The sequence below is a fragment of the Dactylosporangium sp. CA-139066 genome (assembly GCF_050936175.1).
Lineage (GTDB): Bacteria > Actinomycetota > Actinomycetes > Mycobacteriales > Micromonosporaceae > Dactylosporangium.
Map to the genome: position 1 here is coordinate 3,216,328 of NZ_JBNJNH010000001.1, position 22,464 is coordinate 3,238,791.

16 protein-coding genes and 1 pseudogene are annotated in these 22,464 nt (G+C 70.0%); 9 read left to right on the top strand and 8 right to left on the bottom strand.

The genetic code is table 11. The annotated features are described in order from the left end of the window. Positions 1-74 precede the first annotated feature (74 nt). A complete protein-coding gene (locus tag ACQEVU_RS14710) occupies positions 75-1,238 on the bottom strand; it encodes a right-handed parallel beta-helix repeat-containing protein (RefSeq protein ID WP_433323657.1) in 1,164 nt (387 codons plus the stop codon). Between the two features lie 2,295 nt (positions 1,239-3,533). Here ACQEVU_RS14710 and ACQEVU_RS14715 point away from each other — a divergent pair. From ACQEVU_RS14715 to ACQEVU_RS14730, 4 genes are all read left to right on the top strand, one after another. Next, complete coding sequence (locus ACQEVU_RS14715; RefSeq protein ID WP_433334934.1) at positions 3,534-4,610, top strand: acyl-CoA dehydrogenase family protein; 1,077 nt, start codon at positions 3,534-3,536, stop codon at positions 4,608-4,610. 18 nt (positions 4,611-4,628) lie between these two features. Then, a complete protein-coding gene (locus ACQEVU_RS14720; protein ID WP_433323659.1) occupies positions 4,629-4,895 on the top strand; it encodes a MoaD/ThiS family protein in 267 nt (88 codons plus the stop codon). Position 4,896: 1 nt separating this feature from the next. Continuing rightward, positions 4,897-5,727: a hypothetical protein gene (locus ACQEVU_RS14725; RefSeq protein WP_433323661.1), complete on the top strand. Its 831-nt coding sequence runs from the start codon at positions 4,897-4,899 to the stop codon at positions 5,725-5,727. Between the two features lie 449 nt (positions 5,728-6,176). Beyond that, positions 6,177-7,217, top strand: a complete 1,041-nt coding sequence (locus ACQEVU_RS14730) for an IS630 family transposase (protein WP_433323591.1) — start codon at positions 6,177-6,179, stop codon at positions 7,215-7,217. On the opposite strand, the gene ACQEVU_RS14735 is transcribed toward ACQEVU_RS14730, so the two are convergent. Continuing rightward, positions 7,214-7,357, bottom strand: coding sequence for a hypothetical protein (locus ACQEVU_RS14735; RefSeq protein WP_433323663.1), 144 nt, complete (start codon positions 7,355-7,357; stop codon positions 7,214-7,216). The two genes, ACQEVU_RS14730 and ACQEVU_RS14735, sit on opposite strands and share 4 nt — an antisense overlap. Before the next feature lie 291 nt (positions 7,358-7,648). Between ACQEVU_RS14735 and ACQEVU_RS14740 the strand changes: the two genes are divergently transcribed. Together ACQEVU_RS14740 and ACQEVU_RS14745 are read left to right on the top strand one after the other, a co-directional pair. Next, positions 7,649-8,410 (top strand): SDR family NAD(P)-dependent oxidoreductase, encoded by a 762-nt coding sequence (locus tag ACQEVU_RS14740; RefSeq protein WP_433323665.1) that lies wholly within the window; start codon positions 7,649-7,651, stop codon positions 8,408-8,410. Positions 8,411-8,842: 432 nt separating this feature from the next. Continuing rightward, positions 8,843-9,010, top strand: a pseudogene (locus tag ACQEVU_RS14745) (IS256 family transposase); the annotation flags it as partial. A 344-nt stretch (positions 9,011-9,354) separates the two neighbouring features. Here the strand turns inward: ACQEVU_RS14745 and ACQEVU_RS14750 are convergent. The 3 genes from ACQEVU_RS14750 to ACQEVU_RS14760 all read right to left on the bottom strand — a co-directional run bounded on the left by ACQEVU_RS14750 (position 9,355) and on the right by ACQEVU_RS14760 (position 13,497). Then, positions 9,355-9,912 (bottom strand): sigma-70 family RNA polymerase sigma factor, encoded by a 558-nt coding sequence (locus ACQEVU_RS14750; protein WP_433323667.1) that lies wholly within the window; start codon positions 9,910-9,912, stop codon positions 9,355-9,357. A 48-nt stretch (positions 9,913-9,960) separates the two neighbouring features. Further along, positions 9,961-10,659 carry an alpha/beta fold hydrolase gene (locus tag ACQEVU_RS14755; RefSeq protein WP_433323669.1) on the bottom strand — a complete coding sequence of 233 codons (699 nt, stop codon included), beginning with the start codon at positions 10,657-10,659 and terminating at the stop codon, positions 9,961-9,963. A gap of 96 nt (positions 10,660-10,755) precedes the next feature. Next, positions 10,756-13,497, bottom strand: coding sequence for a helix-turn-helix transcriptional regulator (locus tag ACQEVU_RS14760; RefSeq protein ID WP_433323671.1), 2,742 nt, complete (start codon positions 13,495-13,497; stop codon positions 10,756-10,758). A 225-nt stretch (positions 13,498-13,722) separates the two neighbouring features. On the opposite strand from ACQEVU_RS14760, the gene ACQEVU_RS14765 reads away from it, so the two are divergent. Continuing rightward, positions 13,723-14,253 carry a RidA family protein gene (locus ACQEVU_RS14765; protein WP_433323673.1) on the top strand — a complete coding sequence of 177 codons (531 nt, stop codon included), beginning with the start codon at positions 13,723-13,725 and terminating at the stop codon, positions 14,251-14,253. 23 nt (positions 14,254-14,276) lie between these two features. Here the strand turns inward: ACQEVU_RS14765 and ACQEVU_RS14770 are convergent, their stop codons facing one another. The 3 genes from ACQEVU_RS14770 to ACQEVU_RS14780 are packed head-to-tail and all read right to left on the bottom strand — an operon-like array spanning position 14,277 to position 19,351. Continuing rightward, complete coding sequence (locus tag ACQEVU_RS14770) at positions 14,277-16,997, bottom strand: right-handed parallel beta-helix repeat-containing protein (protein WP_433323675.1); 2,721 nt, start codon at positions 16,995-16,997, stop codon at positions 14,277-14,279. 6 nt (positions 16,998-17,003) lie between these two features. Continuing rightward, positions 17,004-17,801: a response regulator transcription factor gene (locus tag ACQEVU_RS14775; protein WP_433323677.1), complete on the bottom strand. Its 798-nt coding sequence runs from the start codon at positions 17,799-17,801 to the stop codon at positions 17,004-17,006. A 47-nt stretch (positions 17,802-17,848) separates the two neighbouring features. Then, on the bottom strand, positions 17,849-19,351 hold the full coding sequence (locus ACQEVU_RS14780; protein WP_433323679.1) for a hypothetical protein: 1,503 nt from the start codon (positions 19,349-19,351) through the stop codon (positions 17,849-17,851). A gap of 262 nt (positions 19,352-19,613) precedes the next feature. Here ACQEVU_RS14780 and ACQEVU_RS14785 point away from each other — a divergent pair, with 262 nt between their 5' ends. Both ACQEVU_RS14785 and ACQEVU_RS14790 read left to right on the top strand, forming a co-directional pair. After that, a complete protein-coding gene (locus ACQEVU_RS14785; protein WP_433323681.1) occupies positions 19,614-21,353 on the top strand; it encodes a S8 family serine peptidase in 1,740 nt (579 codons plus the stop codon). Positions 21,354-21,569: 216 nt separating this feature from the next. Then, entirely contained in the window at positions 21,570-22,451 is an 882-nt protein-coding gene (locus ACQEVU_RS14790) for a hypothetical protein (RefSeq protein ID WP_433323683.1), read from the top strand. Positions 22,452-22,464: the final 13 nt, after the last annotated feature.

Here is a 22,464-nt window from a genome sequence, read left to right on the forward strand (position 1 = left end):
GCCGAGGGTCACGGCCGTTGGGAGGCCCACGGCAGGCAGGTCCTCGCCAGCCGTGCCGCGGGCCAGTGACCCTGTCAGTAGGTGTTGTTCGCCGTGGTCAGCCGGGTCTCGCCGGCCGGCAGCGCCGGGCAGCCCGCGGCGCCGGCCCAGGTCGCGCCCGCCGGGTAGAGGTACCAGGTCGGCAGGTTGGCGCTGCTGCCGATCAGGTACGTGCCGAGGTCGTTGTTGGTGAACCGGTTGTGGTACGACGAGCACTCGCCCGCGTCCACGTTGACCTCCTCCAGGTAGTGCGCGGACGGCGGCGTCGACGAGCGCGGGAAGCCGTTCGCCCCGAACACGTTGGCGTCGAAGGTGTTGAAGTCGCTCCCGTCTCGCAGCTTCACCGGATCGCTGCTGACCCCGGTCACGTTGTTACCGGTGAACGTGTTGCGCGAGCTCTTGTGCGTGATGTAGGCGGCGTGGATGTAGCTGTTCTCGCTGTTGCGCAGGTTCACGAAGTGGTTGTTGGCGATCCGGTTGCCCGACGACTCGGTGAGCACGATCCCGCCGTACCCGCACCGTGGCCAGTCCGCGTCACCGCAGATGCCACCGGTGTACGCGTTGCCCAGCGAGGTGAGGACCATGCCGAACACGGTGTTGCCGTCCAGGCCGCGCGCCGACGGCAGGCCCGGCCCGGAGGACGGCTGGTATCCGCCGCCACAGGACCCGGCCGATCCGTCCAGCGAGATGCCGCCGCTCGAATAATACTGCACCTGGAGGTAGTAGAACCGCAGGCCGGAGGTGCCACCGGCGTTGAGCGCCCCGCCCGCGCAGGCGTAGAACCAGTACCCGGCGATGTACCGGTTGGAGCCGCTGGCCCGCGCGTTCTGGAACACCGGCCGCGCGGCGATCGAGTCGGCGCCCCCGCCGATCTCGTAGTCGTCCGGCATGAACGAGATCGTGTGCCCCGGCCGGTACGTCTGCCAGATCGTCTGCTGGGCCACGTAGGTGCCGGCGTGGATGCGCACCTCGACGTCCTGGTCGGACGGGCCGGCCGCGACGAGCTGCTCGACGCGCTCGAGCGTCCTCACCGCGGCGGTCGGGGTGTCACCCGCGGCCGAGTCCGATCCGGACGCGTTCATGTAGATGGTCTGGGTGCCCGCGGCGGCGGCCGGCGCGGCGGGCAGCAGGGCGGTCAGGCTGAGAACGGCGGCGGCCGCGGCGAACCGCACCGCCTTCCGCGCGTTATCTCGAGACATGGACTGAAGACTATGGAACCGGCCGCGCCGGCGCAGTCCCGCCACGAGTGGACGTCGCCTCCTCCGGCAGGTCGTCTCCAAGGGCGGCGCGATCGACTGGGTGTTCTGGCAGACCGGCACCGCGCTGCCGTACTCGGCCACCTGCCCCCGCTGCACCGCCAAGGACACGGCACCCGCACCACACCCCTCGGCGGGACCGCTGACCACGACCAGGCCCCGCCGCGCCGATCGTCACGGCCGCGCTGGCGATCGTGCCGGACGTGTGGCCGTTACTCGGTAGAGGCTCGGCCGAGCTGTCGCGCCTGTGCCGCGGTGCACGGACACGCGGGGCCGGAGCTCGACGAAATCCGTCAAGTGAACGGGCGCTGGGGGTTCAGGCGTCGTGGCTGGGGCCTCCTGGTCGTATCGGGCACACCATGTCCGCGCGGTGTACCGGCGGTCTGGACAAGAGCCGGTCGCGGAGCATGGACCAGACGTTCCCGGCGTTCGGGGCGCGGCGGATTGGCGCTGCGGTCGGCTAGTCCAAGGCCATCACTCCGTGCATGCAGGATTCCGCAGCACGTATTGATGGGAATGCAGATCTTCGGTCCGACCTTGCGTTCCGACCTTGGTCCGACGGCTATTGACCTGCGAGGACAACGGTTGCGAAACCAGGTGTAGGCGCGGCCGGGCGGCGGTGCCGGCAGTATGTGTGTCCCGGTGGTGGGCTGACCGCGCATCCCCCCGTGCTGGCGGAGGCAGGGTGCGTTTCGGCCTGCGTGAGAGGCACACGGCTCCACGCGCGCAGCGGCGGCAGCGATCGCCTATGGGCGTGTAGCCGTGGCCGTCACGGCCGCGACGACATCGGCCCAGTTGAACGCCTGGGCAGCGCCGGCCGGTCCTGCCCCACGAGAGTGGCGAGGCGGACGCCGCATGTTCAAGGAGTTGCACACTCGCCCGGTATGCCGCATGCGCCCCTCACCCCGCTACCCGCAGATCCGGTTCCTCCGATGAGGCACCGGCCGTCCCCGCACGACGGTCACCCCTTCAGGCGTGCGGTTTCCCGGGCCTGGATCGACGACAACTCGGGCAGCCCCACCCGCCATCGAGGCCGGCGGCCCGGCACTCCGGCCGGTGGCCGTGGCATCGCCTGCGCTGACCACATCCGTGAGCTATCTGCGTTACCTGAGCTGGGTGATGGCCTGACGAGCGCGAACCGATCTACGGGCAAGCTCAGATCATGGCCACCGCCGGTTCGGTGCTCGCCAGCGCCGCCGGGTCCTCGTGAATCTCGACCAGGACCTGCCCGGTGAGCCGTTCGCAGTGCTCAGCCAGGGACTCTACGTACGAGAACAGGTGTGGCGGAGGGCGGTGCGCCGTTCGTCGCTAGGCCAGCGGTGTTCGCCTCGTTCGAGTTTGCCGATCCAGTGGGAGTCAACGTAGTGGGCGGCGAGGTCCCGGCCTGGGTACAGTTGGTCGAGGGCGGCGTTGACGGCATCGGCAAGCTCCGGCCGGGACATGCATTGCCCGGGCCGCCGGGGTGAGCGCAACCGCTGGCGCGCCGCGCTCAGTTCACTGTTGGGCGTGATCACCGTGTCTGGATGACGAGGCACTACACCTCCCAGATTTGGTGCCGGAAGCGGACCCGCTGTGGTCGCTGTGCCCCAGTCAGCATGGTAGTCCTCCTGGAAGCGGCGATGGGGCAGCCTGCAGGGGCAGGCTGTGGATAACGTCGAACATGTATGCGCGCTTCTCTCGGCGCAATTCAACCAATTCAACGGTGCGTACGTGGACGACGGCGACGTCGGCGTGGCGTAGCGATGCGACTTGCTTGATGATCGCAGCTGGGGTGGCATGACGGAACCAGTCAAATGACGCATGCCGCGTGCGCCGTGATACGGGCATGCTCGGCAGCATCAATGGGCTGAGCCGTGGATGACGAGGTACACCATGGATGCCACCGGGTACGGATGATCGCCGACGACCGGACGCACCCAATGCGGCATGCTGCACAACCGTACGCACGCCGTCGGGTTCGCGCTGCGCCTCGCTGTTCTGCCGCCCGTCCAAGATGCGTCATAGGGCCGCACCGAACGCAAAGGCAGGCCGGTGTGGGAAAAATAGATTGGAACTGATGCGTCCATGGCAACCACGAGTTCTCCCGACCTTCTCAACAAACCGCCCACGGCTTCCGGCACGCCGTTGCTGGGTTCGGCACCCGACCCGCGACGGGATCCGCCCGGCGACCGAGCCGGGATAGCCGAACTGGTCCATGAGCGGTGGGGCGGCCTGCTCGCGGAGGTCAACGCGGACGTGATGGACCGGGACGGGGCGGGTGCCCCGTTGCCACAGGAGCTGATGAGAACTGCGGCCCGACAGGGGCTGCAGGCTTTCGCGTTGCCCAAGGAGATCGGCGGGGAGGATGCTGACCCGCTGGCCTGGGGCATGGTGCTCGAGCAGATCGGCTACCGCTGCGAGGACGTCGCGTTCCCCCTATTGCTGAGCGTTCGGACCACGATCGCGAAAATGCTGGTGAACACTGGTAGGGCAGATCTGATCGAGCGGTACGCGATGCCGATCGCCGCGGGCAGGTGCGCCGCCGCAACCGCATACACGGAGGACGCGGATCCGTTCACCATGGGCACGCGGTTGCGTTCCACCGGTGCCGGGTACGTGCTCGACGGCCACAAGACCTACGTGAGCGGCGGTCTGCTGGCCGACGTGTTCCTGACCTATCCGGTGGACGAGACCGGGGACATGATCGCCTGCCTGGTACACCGGGACGACCCGGGCGTCGAGGTGAACCCGGTCGACGCGATTGGGCACAGGTCGGTCGGTGGGGCGTCGGTGACCTTCCACGCCGTACCGTTGACGCCGGACCGGGTGCTGCAGACCGGTGACGGGCTGACCCACGCCCAGCTCTTCCTCAACGATCGGCGGTTGCTCATCTGCTGCGCGCCGTTGGGCCGGGCGCAGGACATCTTGGAACGGTGCGTGGCGCGGGTGACGTCAACCGTGCGATACGGCGAGCCCTTGAGCGAGATGAAGAACGTCCAGGCGACCCTGGGACGGATGTACGCCGCGATCGAGGCGTCCCGCGCCACGCTGTACCGGGCATTGGAGCGCATGGCGCGTGGTGAGGGCGACCCGATCTTCGACCCGGTCGTTTCGGCCGCCAAATACTTCGTCACCGAGCAGGTGCGCTTCGTCCTGGACGGGGCCTTTCGGGTGCTCGGCGGGCACGCCTACTACGGGGACCTCCACTTTGGACGCTACCTGCGCGACTTCGCCGGCCTCGTTGCCGCCGCCGGTACTCAGGACGTCCTCGAGGTCAACCTCGGTGTCGCGGCGGTGACGCGACTTCGTCGCCGCACTCGGGTCACCGCACGCTAACGAGATGGGAGTTGCAACATGGTCATACGCTTCTCAGGTCTGCTGCTCCGTTTTGTCGACTACCAGCGTACGGTCACACTGCCCGCGTGCACGCTTGGCGAGGCCTTGGCGCTCCTGGAATCCAGCCACCCACGGCTGCGGCCGGTCCTCCAGGACAACACCGGCCGTCTGCGCGGTACCCATCGGATGTTCGTCAACGGCGAACTCGTTCCCCGCCCCACCGACGCGACGCCGCTCGACGACAACGACGAGGTCGAGTTCCTGACCGCAATCGCTGGAGGGTAGCGTGCCAGCGTCCATCAGCTTCGACGTCGCGGTAGACCCCACGCTGTACAGTCCGCTGCAGCTGCGGCCGCGTGCGGTGCTCGGATTGAGCATTGGCGGCATGGCCCGCTGGCTTGGCGAACACCTCGTGCCCTATCCCGACCTTCTGGGCGAGCACAAAACCGGCGTGGTCGCCGCCGCGGTGCGACTAAACTACCACGCGCCTTACCTGCAGTTCCATGACAGCAACACGCTGACCGCAACGGTGACCATGAACGCGAGCCACACCGGAGACTGGTTGCGGCTGCACGCTGCGTTCACTGCGCGCGACCGCCCCGTCGCCGACGTCAACTTGCAGTTGCGTCCGGTCAACCTCACCGGTGGCGAAGACATGAGCGCCGAAGCCGGCAGCCTGCCGCCGGCTCTTTTGGCCCACTTCGCCGCCGACGAGCTGTTCCAACCCGATCCGAGGGCCGTCGCGTGCGCCGCCACGCTTCCAGCGACCGGCCGGCGGCTGGCGGACCCGGCACGGTACGCGTTCACGCTGTACCGCAGCCACTGCGAGGTGGCTGACCAGTGGTCGTTCATCGAGATGGTCGAGCTGCTCACCCAGGCCAGAGAGCGCTATTTCCTCGACCACCCGGACCCTTGCGACCGGCTGCGACTCGGGGTGAGTGCGCCAGTCCGCACGTTCTCAGCGTCGCTGCGCCGGCCCTTGTACGTATTCGACCAGGCAGAGGGTTCGACGTCCGCCTTCGACTCCCCGGAGGGCCCAGTGTTCGTACACACCCTGTCCCGCGCGCGAGCGGCCAGCCCCAACATCAAGGCCTGGGAGCAGATCGACTGCAGCTGACCTGGACCTGAAGCGCTGCTGGCCGCGGACTCCATCGAGAGCGTGGCGTTGACCCCGGGCCCGCGTGCTGCCGGGGGTTCAGGCGTCGTCCTCGGGTGGGAGGACGGCCAGCTTCGCGCGGATGTGCCGGGCTATGTCCGCAGCGGAGCGGCCGACCTCGTGTGCCACGCTGTCGGCCATTCCGGGGTTCCCGGACAGGCTGAGGTAGCGCAGCCATGCTTGGCCGGCCCGAACCGGGTGGCCGGCTGCGAGCAGGGCGCCGCCGTGGTCGGCGAGCAGGGCGAGTCGTTCAGAGCGTCGTCGTCGATGCGGCGCATTGCTTAAGCGCCTGCCCAATAGTTATGTCCGTAACTCGCCCGGTTTGATCGGCGTCCCAACGAGTTGGCCTCGTCGAGGTTTGGATTCGGTTACCACACCAGAAATCCATCCACGACGAGGCCGACGTCAGTATGCGCCCTGCGCACGTGTACGCCAACGTCTCCGGCGAGCAGCACGACCAGCTCGTCGACGCCCTGCACCGGCAGTGGCGAGTCGCCGCCCGCGCGGTGATGATCCTGCTGTCCGCGAACGGGATGACCGCCACCGAGATCGCCGAACTGCTGCACTACGACCCCCGCACCGTCCGGCGGTGGATCGCCCGCCACGACACCGAAGGCCTGTCGGGACTGCCCGACCGGCCCCGCAGCGGCCGGCCCCGACTCGGCAGCGCAGGACTCGGGGAACGGATCCGTCGGCTGCTGCAAACGCCGAAGGCATGGACCACCGCCCGGATCTGGCGGGCCCTGGGACGCCCGCCGCTGAGCCTGCGCACCATGTACCGGCACATCCGGGAGCAGGCCCGCTGGTCCCGACCACGGCTGATCGCCAAGAGCGACCCCGACCACGACAGCATCTGCGCCGACATCCGCGAGCAGATCACCGCCCTGCCCACCGGATCGGTCGTCCTCGCCGAGGACGAAACCCACCTCGACCTCCTCGCCCGCGTCCGGGCCTGCTGGATGCCCACCGGCCTGCGGCACCGCGTCATGACGCCGGGCAAGAACATCCGCCGCACCATCCACGGCGCGATCAACCTGGCCACCGGCGCCTTCCACCACCACGTCTCGGTCCACAACGTCTCCGTCGTGTTCTGCTACTTCCTCGACCAGCTGCTGTCCGCCTACCCCGACGCACCCATCGTGGCGGTGATCTGTGACAACGGCGGCACCCACCTCAGCGGCATCACCAAACGATGGCTGACCGAGCACCCACGCCTACGCCTCCTACGCGGCGCCCGATACAGCCCCCAGGACAACCCGGTCGAACGGATCTGGGCGGTGATGAAACAGCACATCGCCAACACCGCCCCAGCCACGATCGCCGACCGGGTACGCCAAGCCCACGCGTTCTTCCGCAACAGAAGCAGTGACCAGAACCTCACCACCGCGGCGCCCTGGACCTCACCCTGGCTACCCCACGGTTACGGACAGAACTATCGATCAGGCGCTTAAAGTGCGCGTTCACCGAAGGCAACGGCGCTGGGTAATTCGTCGACTGCGGCGTAATTCTGGGCCAGTTCGGCCAGCGATTGCGGTGCGAGGTCGTCGCCGCCCGGGTGCGCTTCGGTAGAGGCCACCACGATCTCGGACATCGGCAAAGCGGGCGTCGTGGGTCCTGAACGGTGCGGATCCACTCCTGCGGGGTCCCTACGTGACCTAGGCGGCGCGGCCGTGCTGTTCGCCACGGCAGCGGGCGGAACACTGGACACCTGCACGATCACGGCCACGACCAGCCTCGCGATCGCGGTGGAGACCGGTGCGCAGCCGCGCATCACGGGCGGTTCCGTCCATGACACCACCGGCGTTCATCGAGAGTGTTGCCGAGCCTGAGACGGCTGACGATATAGACAAGCCGAGCCATCGAAAAAGTGAAGGGAGTCGAGATGGGACAGTTGAGCGAGCGGGTGGCCATCGTGACCGGTGCGGCGTCCGGCGTCGGGCGAGGCTGTGCGCGGCGGTTCGCGGACGAGGGCGCCGCTGTGGTGCTCGCCGATATCCAGGGCGAGCTGGTGAATGAACTGGCCGAGGAAATCACAACTGGCGGCGGCAAGGCTGTAGCGGCGACCTGTGACGTGGCCAAGGAGAACGAGATCGACCAGGTGGTAGGGGCAGCGATCGAGTCGTTCGGGCAGATCGACATCCTGGCCAACATCGCGCAGGGCGCAATGAACGAGATGCGATTTCTGGAAGAGACCAAACCGGAAGACACGCTGGCCAGCTTCGTCACCGGGCCGCTCCAAACGATGCTGTTCATGCAGAAGTGCCTACCCCACATGAAGGAGCGGCACTACGGGCGCATCATCAACACCGCATCGCACTCCGCGCTGTTTGGAATGCCCGGTTTCACCCCGTACGAGATGGCCAAGGGTGCGATCATGGCGCTGACCCGCAACGCGTCCCAGGAGTGGGGAAAGTACGGCATTGTCACCAACACCTTCCTGCCGGTCATCAGGACCCCTGCCTACGACCTAAGCGAGCAGGGCCGTGAGGCCGCGAGGATGCTTGCGGAGCAGATTCCGACGGGACGGTTCGGCACGGCGTACGAGGACTGCGCCCCTATGCTGGTCTTCCTCGCCAGCGAAGGCGCGGGCTACATCAACGGCCAGGCGATCGGCGTTGATGGTGGACGGTTCCTGTTCGCCTGACGCAAGCGGAGCCTGCCTGTCGTGCCATCTGCTACAGGCATGCTGGCAGACCGGATGACAAGAGAGCCGGGAGGGGGATCCCTCCCGGCTACTCGGCCGGAGATTCGGGGACCGATCGCCGTCCGCGAGCACCAGGTTCAACTTCGTTGACATTCCGAGAAGCGCCGCCGATGTTCGTACGGTCGTGGATACGCGCACGCTCTCCTCCTGAATACCGAGGGTTCGGTGCTCGCTCGCATTCAACCGTCTGCTGGCTTCGTCACGGCTTCATGCGACCGAGCCACCATCGCTCCACAGCGGGGGCGCTCGCCAGCCGCCAACATCGTTCTCAGTGCTCATCATGCCTTCCCGCCATCGTCTGAGGGCCTGTGGATGCAACGGTATTTCCGGCCTGACCCGCCGGGTGTGACGCACGGCGAGGAAGCTGCCGTGATGACCGCGACACTGGACGATGTGATCTCGAGGAAGAAGAAGCCGGAGCCGTCGGCGGAGGAGCCGGCTGCTGCGGAGCTGGTTCGGCTGGCCAAGGAGCAGGGCCTGTCGTTGACCGGGCCGGATGGGTTGCTCAAGCAGCTGACGAAGACGATGTCGCCGGTGGCGACGTCTCCGTTGCATGTTGCCGCACGCTCGTCACTCTGGCCGGCCGGCCGCGGCCGGGATGACGTCCCGGTCGCCGGCGAGGATCGGCGTAACCGCCCGCTCCTGCACGTCGGCAGGGTGTGGTCTGGTTCTGGACCGGGACCTCACGCCGCACGGAACCTGGCCGGCCTCGCGGCCGAGTTCGACACCGCCGGGAGTGGCCCGGTGGCAGGACGTGGAGCCAACCACAAGACCCGCACCTGCGGGCAGGAGGCTGCGAAGCGTCAACCCGGCGCCGCCTTGGCGGGTAAGACCGGGACCGTTCTGCCGAAAGGCAGAACTGCCGCGTGAGCGCCAAAGAACACTCAACGGCAACGGTTCGACGGTGAGCGGCGTTTGCGTTCCAGCACCGCGCGCAGGGCGCGGCGGGCGTAGTACGTCCGCGACTTGACGGTGCCCTCGTGCAGGCCGAGCGTGGCGGCGGCTTCGGTCGTGGAGCTGCCCCGCAGGTACAGCTCCACCAGGACCTGGCGGTGATCGGGAGACAGCTCGGTCAGGGCGGCACGGATGTCGCATCGCGCGATGGCGCGCTCGATCGGGTCATCGTCGGCCCGGTGCGCGGCGAGGTCGATTCCGGTGATCTCAGCGGGCCGGGCGACGCGCGCACGGGCCGCGTCGATCGCGATCCGGCGGGCGACGGTGAACAGCCACGGACGCACCTCTGCGATGTCCGCGCTGAGGGTGTCGCGGTGCCGCCAGGCGCGCAGGAGGGTTTCCTGCAGGTGGTCCTCGGCCAGTTCGGCCTGTCCGAGGGTCAGTCGCAAAAGGAATCGGTACAGCGCGTCGGCGTGTGTCTCGTAGACGCCGGCCATCCATTCCTCGGGACATTCACTGTGCGGGGCGTGAACGGCGACGTGGGACATCCCGGCCTCCTTCCTCGTATCGCTGTGCAGGAATCACGAACGCGCGCGTCAGTGCTCGGCCAGTCCGGCTGCGGCCTGGGCCACCAGCAACGCGACGGCTTCCGGCTGGGAGATGTAGACGCAGTGGCTGGCCGCCACCTCGACGACCGTGCTGCTGGCGCGTTCCGCCATCGCCCGCTGCACGGGCGGGGGGATCATGCGGTCGTCGGTCGCGACGAGATACCAGCTCCGCTTGATGCGCCACGCCGGCTCGGCGACCGTACCCCTGAGGGCGTCGATGCCCCAGGGCACCTGCGAGTCCGCCATGAACTCGGCGAGCTCGACCGGAAGGTCCGCCGCGAAGGAGTCGTGGAACTTGTCGCGGTCCAACAGCAGGTGACCGGGGCCGGCGGGGACGATCGGCGGCACCGGCGCGCCGGGTGGCGGGTTCGCGATGAGGGTGTTGACCGACTCGCCCTTGTCGGGGGCGAACGCGGCGATGTACACCAGTGCCACGACGCTGGGGTGGGTGCCGATCTCGGAGATGACGGCGCCACCGTACGAGTGGCCGACCAGCACGACCGGACCGACGCAGGTGTCCAGTACCCGCCGGGTGGCGGCGGCGTCGCCCTCCAGCGACTCCGTCGGATTCTGCACGACGCTGACCCGGAACCCGTCGTCCCTCAGCAGGTCGTAGACCTGCTGCCAACCGGAGCCGTCGACGAAGCCACCGTGGACGAGGACGAGATCCCTCACTGGATCTGGCATGTGGCGCTCTCTTCCTGACCGTAGTAGTGAGAGCACGCTATGCCGCCGCGGCGCCTGCGGAATTCCGTCAGATGACGTAAGTGCGCGGTCTGATCGTCATTCCCCCGGCAACTGCTCCAGCGCGTCGCGCAGAGCCGCGCGCGACGTGATGCCGAGCTTGGGGAAAATGCGGTACAGGTGCGTGGACACGGTGCGCGGCGACAGAAACAGCCGCTCACCGATTTGCTTGTTGGACAGGCCGGCCGCGGCCAGGGACGCGATTTCGCGTTGCTGCGGCGTCAGCGCCTCCGCCGCGACGTCGCGCGTCCTCGTCACGGCGAGACCGGTGGCGCGCAGCTCGGTGCCGGCGCGCGCCGCCCAGGGATGCGCCGAGAGACGCTGGAAGATCTCCAGGGCGGCGGTGAGGTGCATCCGCGCTTCGATCGTCGCCTTGGTCCGGCGCAGCCGCTCGCCGTACGCCAGCTGAATGCGGGCCAGGTCGAAAGGCCAACGATCTGCCTCGGGTACCTCCAGCGCCGCCACGAACGGTTCGTTGGCCCCGGGATCGGGGTCGGCCAGCGCCGTGGCCGCCGAGACCAGCATGGCCAGGCGCGGTGAGAGCTGCGCCAGGCCGGCGTCCCGGGCCGCCCGGGCGTGGGCGGCGGCTTCGGCCTGGCGCCCGGACCGGGCGGCGGCCTCGGTGAGGTCGAGCACGAGCCACAGTGCGTGGGGCGTGTATGCGGACAGCTCGCCGGGCGGACTGACCAGACTCGCCTGTCGGTACGCCGTGTCGAAGTCGCCCCGTGCGTGCGCCGCCAGCGCCTGGACGTGCGCGGCGTATCCGCGGACGAGACCCACTCGGCGCGGCACCGCCCACCGGAGCATCGCCTCCGTGTTGGCCCGGACCACCGCCTCGTCGCCCCGGGCCGCCGCCAGCATGGCCCGCAGGTAGATGCCGGGCCAGGCGAGCAGCCGGTAGCTGTACTTGTCGCACAGCGCGAGTCCTTCGTCGCACCACGCCTCGACCTCGTGCCACCGGCCGGCGAGGTAGCCCTCGTTGGCGAGCAGAAAGAGCGCCTCGATCACCGAGGTGGTGGCACTGCCGTCACGTCCCTGGCTGACCACCCGGTGCAGCGCGGCGCGGCAGCCGTCGAGGCGGTCGAGGTAGGCCCCGGCGGTGGCGGTGCGCACGATGCGGGCCGGGCTGTTTTCGTCCGAGAGGCGCTCGATGGCCGCGTCCAGATCGGCCATCGCCGAAGCCGCGCGGCGAGCGGGATCCGCCAAGGTGCGGCTGGAGATACGCAACAGCTCGGGCGGCCACGGCACGAGCCGGTCGATCGCCGCGTCGGTGGCCGGCCACATGTCCGGCCGGCCGCTGAAGAACGCCACCATCAACAGGCTGTACAGGGCCTCGATCAGTGCCTTGTGGTGCGCGTCGGTCGGGTCGTCGAGCGAATCGACGGCGCCGATCAACAGCCGGTGGGCGGAGTCCACGTCGCCGTCGCCGTTGAGCAGGTAGTAGCTTCCGGCGACCGCGCCGGCCAGCGACCCGGCGCGGTCGGGGTCGGCGCGGCGCACGGCGTCGAGCAGCCCGGGCAGGGCGGCCAGGTCTCCGGTCACGGTGGCGCCAAGGTAGGCCGCCTCGGCAATGCGGCTGCCCCGATCGGTGCCGTTCGGGCTGAGATCGGCTGCTCGCAGCAGTTCGCTGATCGCGCCCACGGCGTCACCGCGACGCAGGTTGGCGTGCGCCACCGACTGCATCAGCGCGGCCACCTCCTCGTCCGGGCCTTCGGCCGCTTCGGCGAGGTGCCATGCCCGCAGCTCGGGCTGGTCGGGGCGGCGGGTCGCCAGCAGCCGGTGCGCCGCGCGCCGCTCGTCGCTCGTGGAGAGCTCGACGATTGCGGACCGGATCAGCGGGTGGCGGAACTCCAACCGGCCACCACCAGCGTCCACCCGGACCAGCCGCGCCCGTTCCGCGGGGCCGAAGGCCTTGAGGGTGTCGGCGCCGCCCTCGTCCCCGCGTAGGGCGCTGAGGTCGCCGGTGCCGTCCAGCACGGCGAGCAGCAGCAGGTCCCTGGTTGCCGGGGGAAGGGGATCCACCCGGCTGGCGAACACGGACTGCAGCCGCCGGGTCAGCGGCAGGACTCCCCGCGGGGCGCCGGTCGCGCCGGTCGGCGAGTCGGCCACGGCGAGCGGCAGTTCCAGCAGCGCGAGCGGATTGCCCCGCGCCTCGTCCAGCAGACGTTGCCGCATGCGGATGTTGAGTGCCGGGTAGCGCTCGCGCAGCAGCGTGTCGGAGGCGGCGGCATCAAGTGGCTGTAACTCCCGTTCCGGCAGCCCGGCGCCGTCGAAGTAGCCGGCCTCGCCCGACCGGGACGCGCCGAGAAAGCCGACCCGGACGGTGCTGAGGCGGCGGGCGACGAAGGCGAGGACGGCCGTGCTCGCGCGGTCCAGCCACGGCAGGTCGTCCACGACGATCAGCACCGGTCCGGTCCGGGCCGCGCGCTCGAGCAGAACCAGTGCCGCATTGGCGATCATGAGCTGGGCGGCCGACTGACCCTCGTAAAGACCTAACCCGATACCCAGCGCCCGGCGGCTCGCGCCGGGCAGCGACGGCAGGAGGTCGAGGATCGGATGGAGCACCTGATGCAGGCCGGCGAAGCTCACCGTCGCCTCGAACTGCGTGCCGGCCGCGCGCAGGACCCTGGTGCCGACGCTGTCCGCGTAGGCCGCCGCGGCGTCCAGCAGCATCGTCTTGCCGACTCCCGCGTCGCCGTACAGCAGCAGCGCACCACCGGACCGCGCGGTGTCGTCGACGAACGTCCGAAGCAGCCGGAGATCGTCCGCCCGGCCGACCATCGCACCATTTGACGCGGTTGGCCCGGATTCGTCGCCTCCCATTGGAGGCCCCCTTCGCACCAAGTGAGAAACGACATCGTACGCGCACGGGCGAGACCGACGGCAGACCTGTCGGTAAGGCCGACCAGTCATTTGACGAATGCTCACGGACGTCACTGTGGGCCAAGCTCGCAGGCATCAAGCTCGGGCAATGGAAGGACCCACGAACAGGAGAAGGAGTACGCGATGCGCCGCCACGCCGACCGTGTCACAGACGCACATCTGCACCACCGTACCGTCCGCCGCCGGATGCTCACCGGGGCTGGAGCCGCTCTTCTCGCGGGCGGACTGGCCGCAGCCGGAGAGCCGGCCGGTGCGGCGCCCTCGGCCCGCACCAACCTCATGTACTACTGGGTCTCGGATCAGCAGTCACTAGGCTACTCGCAGGCCGTCCAGGTGGGCGACACGGTGTGGCTGTCCGGCACGGCGAGTCTCGACCCCCAGTTCAACCCCGTGCACCCGGATGATCTGGCGGCCCAGATGGCGTTCATCTACCAGCGGATCGGGGAGACGTTGAACCGGTTCGGACTGGGGTTCCGTCACGTCGTCCGCGAGAACATGTACGTCACCGACATGGCCGCGCTGATCAACGCCCTGCCGTACCGCAAGAGCATTTACGGCTCCGGTCCCTTTCCCACCTCGACCACGGTCCAGGTCAATCAGTTGCTGCTGCCGGGACTCATGATCGAGATCGAGACGACCGCCTGCCGGGCCTGACCGGCCGGGCGTCGCTGAGCGCGCTACGACTCCGGTGTCCCGTCGCCGGCCGCCGGCGCGTCGATATCCGGCAGGTCGGCCGGAGCGAGCGCGCTCAGTTGTCGCGCCGTCATCTCCGCGCCCGCGGCGCTGTACTGCTCGGCGATGCGCCGGGCGTGCCGCTCGGTCATCTCCTGGAAGACCTTGCGGGCGAACCGGCCGTTGCCGAATCCCTCGCCGCGTTGCACCGCCCAGAAGTACCGGCGCAGCGCCGTGCGAGTGTCGTCGTCCAGCAGGTACTGGTGGGCGTCAGCCTGGTGCGCGACTATCTGGACGAGCTCGTCGGCGGAGTAGTCGTCGAACGTCAGGGTGCGAGTGAACCGGGAGGCCAGACCGGGGTTGGCCGAGATGAAACGCTCCATCTCGTCCGGATACCCGGCTACGATGACGACCACCTCGTCGCGGTGGTCCTCCATCAGTTTGACCAGTGTGGAGATCGCCTCCTGGCCGAAGTCGTTGCCCCGCCCGTCGGGTACCAGCGCATACGCCTCGTCGATGAACAGCACACCACCCAGCGCGCGCCGGAACGCCGCCTGCGTCTTGGGCGCGGTGTGACCGACGTACTCACCGACGAGGGTGCCCCGATCCACCTCCACCAGATGGCCGTTGTCCAGCATGCCCAGCGCCCGCAGGATCTGGCCGTACAGGCGGGCGACGGTGGTCTTGCCGGTCCCGGGGTTGCCGGCGAACACCAGGTGCCGGCTCAGCGGCGGCGGCAGCAGACCGGCCTCCTCCCGCCGCTTGACCATCTGCATGAGGTTGACCAGCGTGCCCACGTCCTGCTTGGCCCGCTCGAGCCCGACCAGTTCGTCGAGCTCGGCGAGCAGCTCGGCGATCTCCTTCTCCGGGCCGGCCTCGCCGGCGTCGCCGGACGGGACGCGACCCCCGGCACGGCCCGGCCGGGCCTGGGCGGAACTGGGGATCGTCGTGGTGCGCACCGCCGTGATCTCGCACTGTTCGAAGACGGCCGCGACGTCGTCGTCCAGTACCGCGTCCTGGTCGACGTCGTGGATCCGGCAGTCGCGCACGACCGGCCCGGCCTTGGTACCGATGTAGAGCGCCGCGTACTCCGTCTCGGAGAAGTCACAGCCCTCCACCGTGCCGGCGGACTGGGGTGCGAAGTACACGGCGTTCTTGCGGCACTTCGTCACGGTGGTGGACCGGATGGTGGGGTCGGCCCGTGTCCACACCACCAGGCCACTGCCGTGCACATTGCTGATCTCGCAGCGTTCGATGTGCGCCTGGCTCTCGCGGTCCAGGAACACGCCCGCGGCGCCGCTGCCGTCGAAGCGGCAGCCACGGACGGTCGGGCTGCTGGACGGCCCGGCTTCGAGGCCCGACTGCCGTGTACCGGTGACCACGCACTCGTCGATCAGCGGCCGGTGGAGCGTCTGATCGACCCGGACGCCGACCACCGCGTCGGTGATGGAGACCCGCCGGACAGTGGCGTCACTGGCCCCCTCGAGCTGAAGTCCGTTCATCTGCGGTTGTTCGATGCGGCCGCCGCTCATCCGCAGGACCGACCGTCCGGTGACCCGCACGCCGTGCTCCGCGGCGCCGGTCACGGTGCAGTCGGCGAGGTCGGCGGTCGCCGCCCCGCTGAGATGGACCGCGGTGAAGCCCGACGGGCCGATGGTGCACGAACTCAGCGAGGAGGTCGACTCATCGCCGAGGAACAGCCCGTTGGCGGCCGAGCCGGTCATCGCGCAACCCTCGGCGATCAGGTGGGCCGAGTCACGGATGACCAGGGCGGTGCTGGCGGTGTCAGTGATCTGGCAGCCGGTCAGGTCGACGCGGCTCTGCCCGGTCGCGGAGACGCCGCTCTTGCCCGGGCTCACCAGCCGGCAGTGCTGCGCCCGCAGTTGCGCGTCAGCCGCGGCGACCAGGGCCGTGCCGCCGGCCCGCGAGATCGTGCATCCGGTCAACTCGATGCCTTGTGCCGGCGGCTGTTCCGGTCCGGACGCTTGCGGCACGCCCAGCGGGGCACTGCCGGTGGCGTGCACGCCGTCCCCAGCCAGGTCGCGCAGCCGGCTGTTCAGCATGCGCAGACTGGCGCTGCCCTCGAGGACCACGCCCGCGCCGCCGCTCTCCGCGATGTCGCAGTCCTCCAGCACGGCCCCGGTGGTGTCCCGCAGGTGCAGGCCGGCCCCAGTGACCCGGACGAGGCCGGTAGTGCTCAGTTCGGCCCGGGCCGCTTGGGTGAGGATCACCCCGGAGCCGTCCACGTCTTCCACTGCGCATTTGGTCAGCCACAGGTGGGCATCGCCGGTGGCGTGGACGCCGGCACCCGCGCAGTCACGGATACGGCACCGGTTCAAGGTGGCCCGGGCCCGGCCGGCCACGTCGATCCGGCCGCCCCTTACCTGGCAGTCCTCCATGACAACCGTGGCGTCGCGTACCGACATCGCGGTTCCTTGCGGGTTGCCGCTGTGAACGACGAGGCCGCGAAGGGTCGCGGCACCACTGTGCACGCTGATCGCCGGTCCTTGGGCGGCGACCAACTCCACCGTGCCCTCGGCGCTTTCGGCGCTGATCACCACGTCCCGGTCGAGAACCAGATGTTCGTTGTAGGTTCCCGGCGCCACGGTGATGACCGAGCCTTCCGGGGCGGCCCGCACGGCCGCGCCGATGGTGCGGTGTGCGCCCCAGCCGCGCGCGGCGACGCGGTACGACCGTCCGGCGGCGACGGGCTTCGGTGTCTGCATGGCGGCTCACGCCGCCGTACTGGCGTGGCGGTCGCTTTCGAGGTGGCCGAGCTGGATGGCCAGCCGAGTCAGCTCCGCCTTGTTGGTGGCGCCGAGCTTCGTGCGGATCCGCTTGGCGTACGTGTTGATGGTGGCCTGCGACAGCCCCATCCGCCGGGCGATCTGCGCCTGGGTGAGGCCCCGGGCGATCCAGCGCAGTGTCTCCACCTCGCGTGGGGCCAGCCCGGTGGAGTCGTCCCGGGGCTGGCTGGTCAGCTCGTGGTGGAACTGCTCGCGCAGCCGGTGGCACACGTAGAACCCGCCACCTGCGACGGCCCGGATCGCCGTGCCCACCGCAGACCGGTCGGCCTGGCGGCTCACACAGGCGCACGCGCCGGCCCGGACCGCGGTCAGCAGTGAGGGCGCCGTGTCCCACGCGGAAATGACGATTGGTCTGCTCTGTGCCGCCACATGCGCGATGAGCGCCACCGTTTCGTCCCTGGTACCCGCGGGCAGGTCCAGCACCACCAGATCGGGACACACGTCCACAGTGAACAGCTCGTCCACCCAGCTGACCGACGCCACAATCGACAGCGTCGGGTCAGGCGCGACGATCCGTTCGATGCCGCCGCGCCGGACCGGTTGGTCGTCGACGATGGCCACGGTGAACGTGTGTCCGTCCACCGGTCCGATCAGGTCCGGCGCGGCCGGCTGACCGATCTGCTCAGACCGGGCCGTCGATAGCTGCCCCACCTGACCATCACCCCTCACGCAGATGTCCTGCTTGTCGGTCGGTACTACGGCGCGCTGCCGGCGCCCGTTCACATTGCTTGCGGTGCGCGGTGTTCCGGCGCCACGGTGGACCGGTGGCGTCAGTGCGCGGTGTTGGCCGCCCAGATCACGGCGCCCTGGTACACGACACAGACGTTGCCGTCGGCCTCCAAAACCAGCGTCGCGCCGTTGTGGCCGGGCGTGTTGGATGTCCATATGCTCGTGTCGCTCTGGTCGTTCACCACGAGGTTCCCGTCGTCCTGGAAGACCATCTTGTACCCGCGCCCGGTGGTCGGGGAGTTCCACCGCTTCCGGCCGGTCTCGTCGTACACGGTCAGCTCTCCGTTGTTCTCCATAACCAGCCGGGTGCGGTTGCTCTGGATCGACTGACCGCGTTCCAGGACACGGGTGGCCTGCACGGTCACCACGGTCCCTTGGGCGGGGGGCGTTCCCGGCCGGCCCGTCGCCGGCGGCGCGGTGGTCGGCTGCGAGCTGTCGCGGCCGGGCCCGCTGCTCGGGTCGGTCGGGGCGGCCAGCTGGCCGGCACTGAGGGCCGCGTCGGTGGCGTAGGCGTGGGCGTAGTCGAGCGCGGTCTTGACGAAGTCGCCGATGCCCGTGGAGTCGGGTACCTTGCCGGCCTGGCGTACCGGTTGCTGCCCGAGCCAGAACGCGGCCAGGGCAACCTGGTACGGGTCGCCGCCGAGCGGGGTCAGCTGCGCGACCAGATCGCACATGGCGGTACCCACCGCGGGGATGGCCGCCTTCGGATCCCCGGGCGAGGCGCTGCCCGACGGGGCGTACTGCGCCCAGATGTCGGGCCGGAACTGGGCGATACCCATGGCACCGGTCGGCCCGATCAGATCGGCCTGGAAGCCCGACGCGGCCATCAGCTGTCCCGCCAAGCGGCTGGGCGTCACCGTCGGGCAGACCTTCCCGGCGGCCTGCACCAGAGGAAGATACGCCGCCGGTATCGGGCGGGCAGGGCCGGCGCCGCTCCCCGCCGTCGTGGGCGTCTGCTGCTTGGCGTACCAGTCGGCGTAGCCCGACACCTGGTCGACGTACGTTGTCGCGGCGGGCGGCACCCCGTGGGCCTGGACAACGGCGTCGACGCCGACCCGGTAGGCGGCGAGAGCGGTGCGCCACGGGTCCCCGGTGACCTTGGTCCCGCGTACCGCGCCGACCAGGTCGCACATCTGGTGAGCGAGGGCCAATACGGCGCTCGCCGCGTCAGCGCGTACCGAGTGTGGGTCGGGTGCCCACTTCGCCCACGCCGCGTCCGTCAGGCCGGCGACTCCCGTGCCGCCGTCGGCCGAGGTGGCGTTCTGGTCGAACCTGGACGCGGCCATCAGCTGCCCGGCCAGGCGCGCCGGTGTCAGCGTCGGGCAGGACAGCGCGGCGGTCGCGATGGGCTGGCGCAGGGCCGCTGGCACCGGTGTCCCGGCGTACGCCTCCGGGTTCCGCGTGGACGTGGCGAGGACCCCGAGGCCGGCGAGGAGCGCGAAAACCAGCAGCAGCGCCACAATTGAGACCGTCACGAGCGGCATGCCCGGCCGGAGGTACCGGCCGAGGTTGTGCTCGCCGGCAAACCGTCGAATCCCGCTCATCGCCACGTTCGCCTCCAGTGTCCGTCGCCGCTCGCGAATACACGACGGCGGACCGAGCGTTCCGGTTCGATGAATTTCCTTGTGTGAAACTCGTCCGAACGGACTTCGGTCCCGGCGCGTAGTACCGGCCGTGCCCATCTGGTCGCCGGACCGGAATGATCGAGGTGCGTCAAGGAGGATGCCGGTGCCTGCCATGCGGAAAGGGCGGTCACGCGGATGTGCGGTCGTCCTGCTGAGTTTGACAGTCCTGATCGTGGCGTGGATGTCGGCGCCTTCGATGGCGTCGGCCGCGCCCACTGCGAGCGGCCAGGAGTACCAGAAGTACTACACCGTCGCGCAATCCTATCAGGGCTCGCCGGAGAACCTGCCGGAGATCGCCGGGCGGTTCCTGGGTTCGGCCGGTCGCAGCCAGGAGATCTTCAACTTGAACGTCGGTCGCCCGCAGCCGGCCGGCGGTGCCCTCAGCGATCCGGCGAACCTGCGCGCCGACTGGTATCTCGTGCTGCCCTGGGACGCGCATGGCGATGGTGTGCAGTATGGGCAGCTCCCCACCACCGTGCCCGCGCCAGGCGCGTCACCGGCCCCCTCGGCATCGTCGACACCGACGAGCCGGCCGACCGGCCCGCCCGCGGCCGTGCCGCCGCCGGGGGGCTGTGCGGGCGGCCGGAGCGTGCCGGGCAACCAGGACCAGTGGGCGGCCCTGCGAGTGGCGCCCGAACACGCATGGAACTACAGCCGGGGCAAGGGTGTCACGGTGGCGGTCGTCGACTCGGGCGTGGATGCCAACCTGCCGGCGCTCAGCGGGCGGGTCGCCGTCGGCACTGACATCGTCTCCGGCTCCGGCCGCGGCGACACCGACTGCCTGGGTACCGGTACCGCGATGGCGAGCATCATCGCCGCGCGCGCCAACTCCGGTTCCGGTGGGGTGACCGGGGTCGCGCCGGACGCGACCATCCTGCCCGTCCGGCTGGTCACCACGAACCCGAAAGCGACGGTGCCGGACCAGGTCGCGGCGATCGAGTTCGCGGCCAACTCCGGGGCGAAGGTGGTCGTACTCGGCACCTATGTCGACCGGACCGACCCGACCGTGGCCGCCGCGATCCGCGACGCCGGGGCGCACGACGCCGTGGTCGTCACCGCGGCCCTGGACCGCGAGGCCGCCCCGTCGGCCGCCCCGTCGGTGCCGCCGGCCGCCACTCTGCTCCGCGTCGGGGCGGTCGGCATCGACGGCAGCGCGGCGTTGCACTACCCCGCCGGTACCGTCGACGTGGTCGCTCCCGGGGTGGCTGTCGCCGCTCTGGGGATCAGCGGAGTCGGCCCGGTCTCGGTGACCGGTGGCCAGTACGCCGCCGCCTTTGTGGCGGGCGAGGTGGCACTGGTCCGGGCGAGGTTCCCGCACCTGACCGCGGCCCAGACGGTGCACCGGATCGAGGCGACCACCGACCCGGTGGGCAGCCCTGCCGCCTCCGGTTCCACCGCCTCCGGTCAGCTCGCGTCCGGTCAGCCCACGTCCGGTCGGGCCGGTGCCGGGATGATCGATCCGGGGCTGGCCGTGACCCGGCTGCTTCCCGAGGAGGACCAGGCGCCGGCGGCGCAGCCGGTCGCGACCCGTCCCGCCGAGCCTCATCCGCACCGGGTGTACGCACTGGTCATCATCGCGTTGCTGGCTCTGGTCACCGTCGTCCTGCTCATTCTCCGGGCCCGCCGCGCGATCCGGCCGGACGACCCCGTGCTCGGCGGGACCGCCGCGCCGGTGACGGAACCCGCCGGTGCCGCGACGGCCGGCGAACGTTTGTCCCGGCTGTCCACATCGGACGTCGACGAGGCCGGCGAGGCCGGGGAACGTCAACCGGCGGCGGTGCCGGTGGCCCCGGTCGTGGCGCCGGACGAGACACCGGTCGAGGTCTCGGTCGGCGCGAGCCGGTCGGGTGGCGCCCGCCGCCGGGAGGCCGCCGCTGCGACCGGCCTGCCGGCCGAAGCTGGGGAGACCCCTGCGGGCTGAGCGGGCTCCTCGCCCGAGATTCATGGTTGGCCCGCACGGCCACATTGGACGATCGAACGTGTCGGCCGATCGTGTGCGGCACTTGGCGTCCGCGACGGCTGTGTCGCCGGCATTTCCCGGCGTTCGGAGAAACAAAGCGGAACCAGTCGCGGTGGCCGCGCGTAGTAGACGCATGGAACCCTGGCGCGAAACCCGAGGAGGACACCGTTGCCTGCCATGCCAAGCGCCGATGGCCCGGCCCGGCCCGATCCGGATCCGGTCGCGCTGGGCCGGGTGACGCCGGAGCACCTGCCGGCGCCGACGGAGCCCCCCACGCCGTCGCCGAGCGAGCCGGAGCCGGCCGTGACGCCGGTGGCCGCGGCCGTGTCCGGACCACCCGCCTCCCGGACCTCCGTGGACCGCCAGGAGTTCGTCCGCGCCTTCGTCGCACAGTCCTGGGCCCGGCCGGGTGGAGACCGCCCCGTCGCCCGGGTGCACGTCACGCTCATGGTCACGATGGCCGCGGTGGCGGTCGCGGTGGTGATCGGCGTGGCCCTGCAGATGCTGCACCCGATAACCCTGTCCACGCCGGCCGCGGCGGCCGGGCCACGGGTGTCGTCGGCACCGCAGTACAGCGCGGTCAGCGGCTGGGACTGCGGTACCGGGGCGGACCGCGGGTTCGACGTCACGGGGCGCACGGCCGACTGGCACACGGCGCCGCGCGGCGGGTGGGCGTACGACGGTTGCCACGGCACCTTCGAGGCGATCCCGATGAGCGGTGACGCGCACAAGCCCTCCGAGAACGTTTCGGCGGTCTGGTGGTTCAAGCCCGCGGCCGACATCAACCGCTGCACCATCTCGGTGTACCTGCCCGCCGCCGAACAGCCGGCCGATTCGGCCGCCACCACCGCACAGTTCTTCGTCACGGCCGGACCGGGCGGCGGCCGGCTGGCGTCCTTCGTCCTCGACCAGACCGCGGCGCGCGGCGAGTGGCGATCGGCCGGCACGTATCCGGTCAGTCAGGGCGGGATCGCGGTGCAGTTGGTCAACCAGGGGGTCCCTGCTCAGCCGGCGGCCCGGCTCGCGGTGACCCAGGTCCGCGTCATGTGCGCCGGCTGAGCCGGGAGGAGGA

Bases quoted from the DNA above. Each gene is read 5' to 3' on its own strand.
- ACQEVU_RS14750 (WP_433323667.1), bottom strand. From the start codon at position 9,912: ATGTCCCACGTCGCCGTTCACGCCCCGCACAGTGAATGTCCCGAGGAA.
- ACQEVU_RS14740 (WP_433323665.1), top strand. From the start codon at position 7,649: ATGGGACAGTTGAGCGAGCGGGTGGCCATCGTGACCGGTGCGGCGTCC.
- ACQEVU_RS14770 (WP_433323675.1), bottom strand. From the start codon at position 16,997: ATGCAGACACCGAAGCCCGTCGCCGCCGGACGGTCGTACCGCGTCGCC.
- ACQEVU_RS14785 (WP_433323681.1), top strand. From the start codon at position 19,614: ATGTCGGCGCCTTCGATGGCGTCGGCCGCGCCCACTGCGAGCGGCCAG.
- ACQEVU_RS14755 (WP_433323669.1), bottom strand. From the start codon at position 10,659: ATGCCAGATCCAGTGAGGGATCTCGTCCTCGTCCACGGTGGCTTCGTC.
- ACQEVU_RS14780 (WP_433323679.1), bottom strand. From the start codon at position 19,351: ATGAGCGGGATTCGACGGTTTGCCGGCGAGCACAACCTCGGCCGGTAC.
- ACQEVU_RS14735 (WP_433323663.1), bottom strand. From the start codon at position 7,357: ATGTCCGAGATCGTGGTGGCCTCTACCGAAGCGCACCCGGGCGGCGAC.
- ACQEVU_RS14760 (WP_433323671.1), bottom strand. From the start codon at position 13,497: ATGGTCGGCCGGGCGGACGATCTCCGGCTGCTTCGGACGTTCGTCGAC.
- ACQEVU_RS14710 (WP_433323657.1), bottom strand. From the start codon at position 1,238: ATGTCTCGAGATAACGCGCGGAAGGCGGTGCGGTTCGCCGCGGCCGCC.
- ACQEVU_RS14715 (WP_433334934.1), top strand. From the start codon at position 3,534: ATGGACCGGGACGGGGCGGGTGCCCCGTTGCCACAGGAGCTGATGAGA.
- ACQEVU_RS14765 (WP_433323673.1), top strand. From the start codon at position 13,723: ATGCGCCGCCACGCCGACCGTGTCACAGACGCACATCTGCACCACCGT.
- ACQEVU_RS14790 (WP_433323683.1), top strand. From the start codon at position 21,570: ATGCCAAGCGCCGATGGCCCGGCCCGGCCCGATCCGGATCCGGTCGCG.
- ACQEVU_RS14720 (WP_433323659.1), top strand. From the start codon at position 4,629: ATGGTCATACGCTTCTCAGGTCTGCTGCTCCGTTTTGTCGACTACCAG.
- ACQEVU_RS14730 (WP_433323591.1), top strand. From the start codon at position 6,177: ATGCGCCCTGCGCACGTGTACGCCAACGTCTCCGGCGAGCAGCACGAC.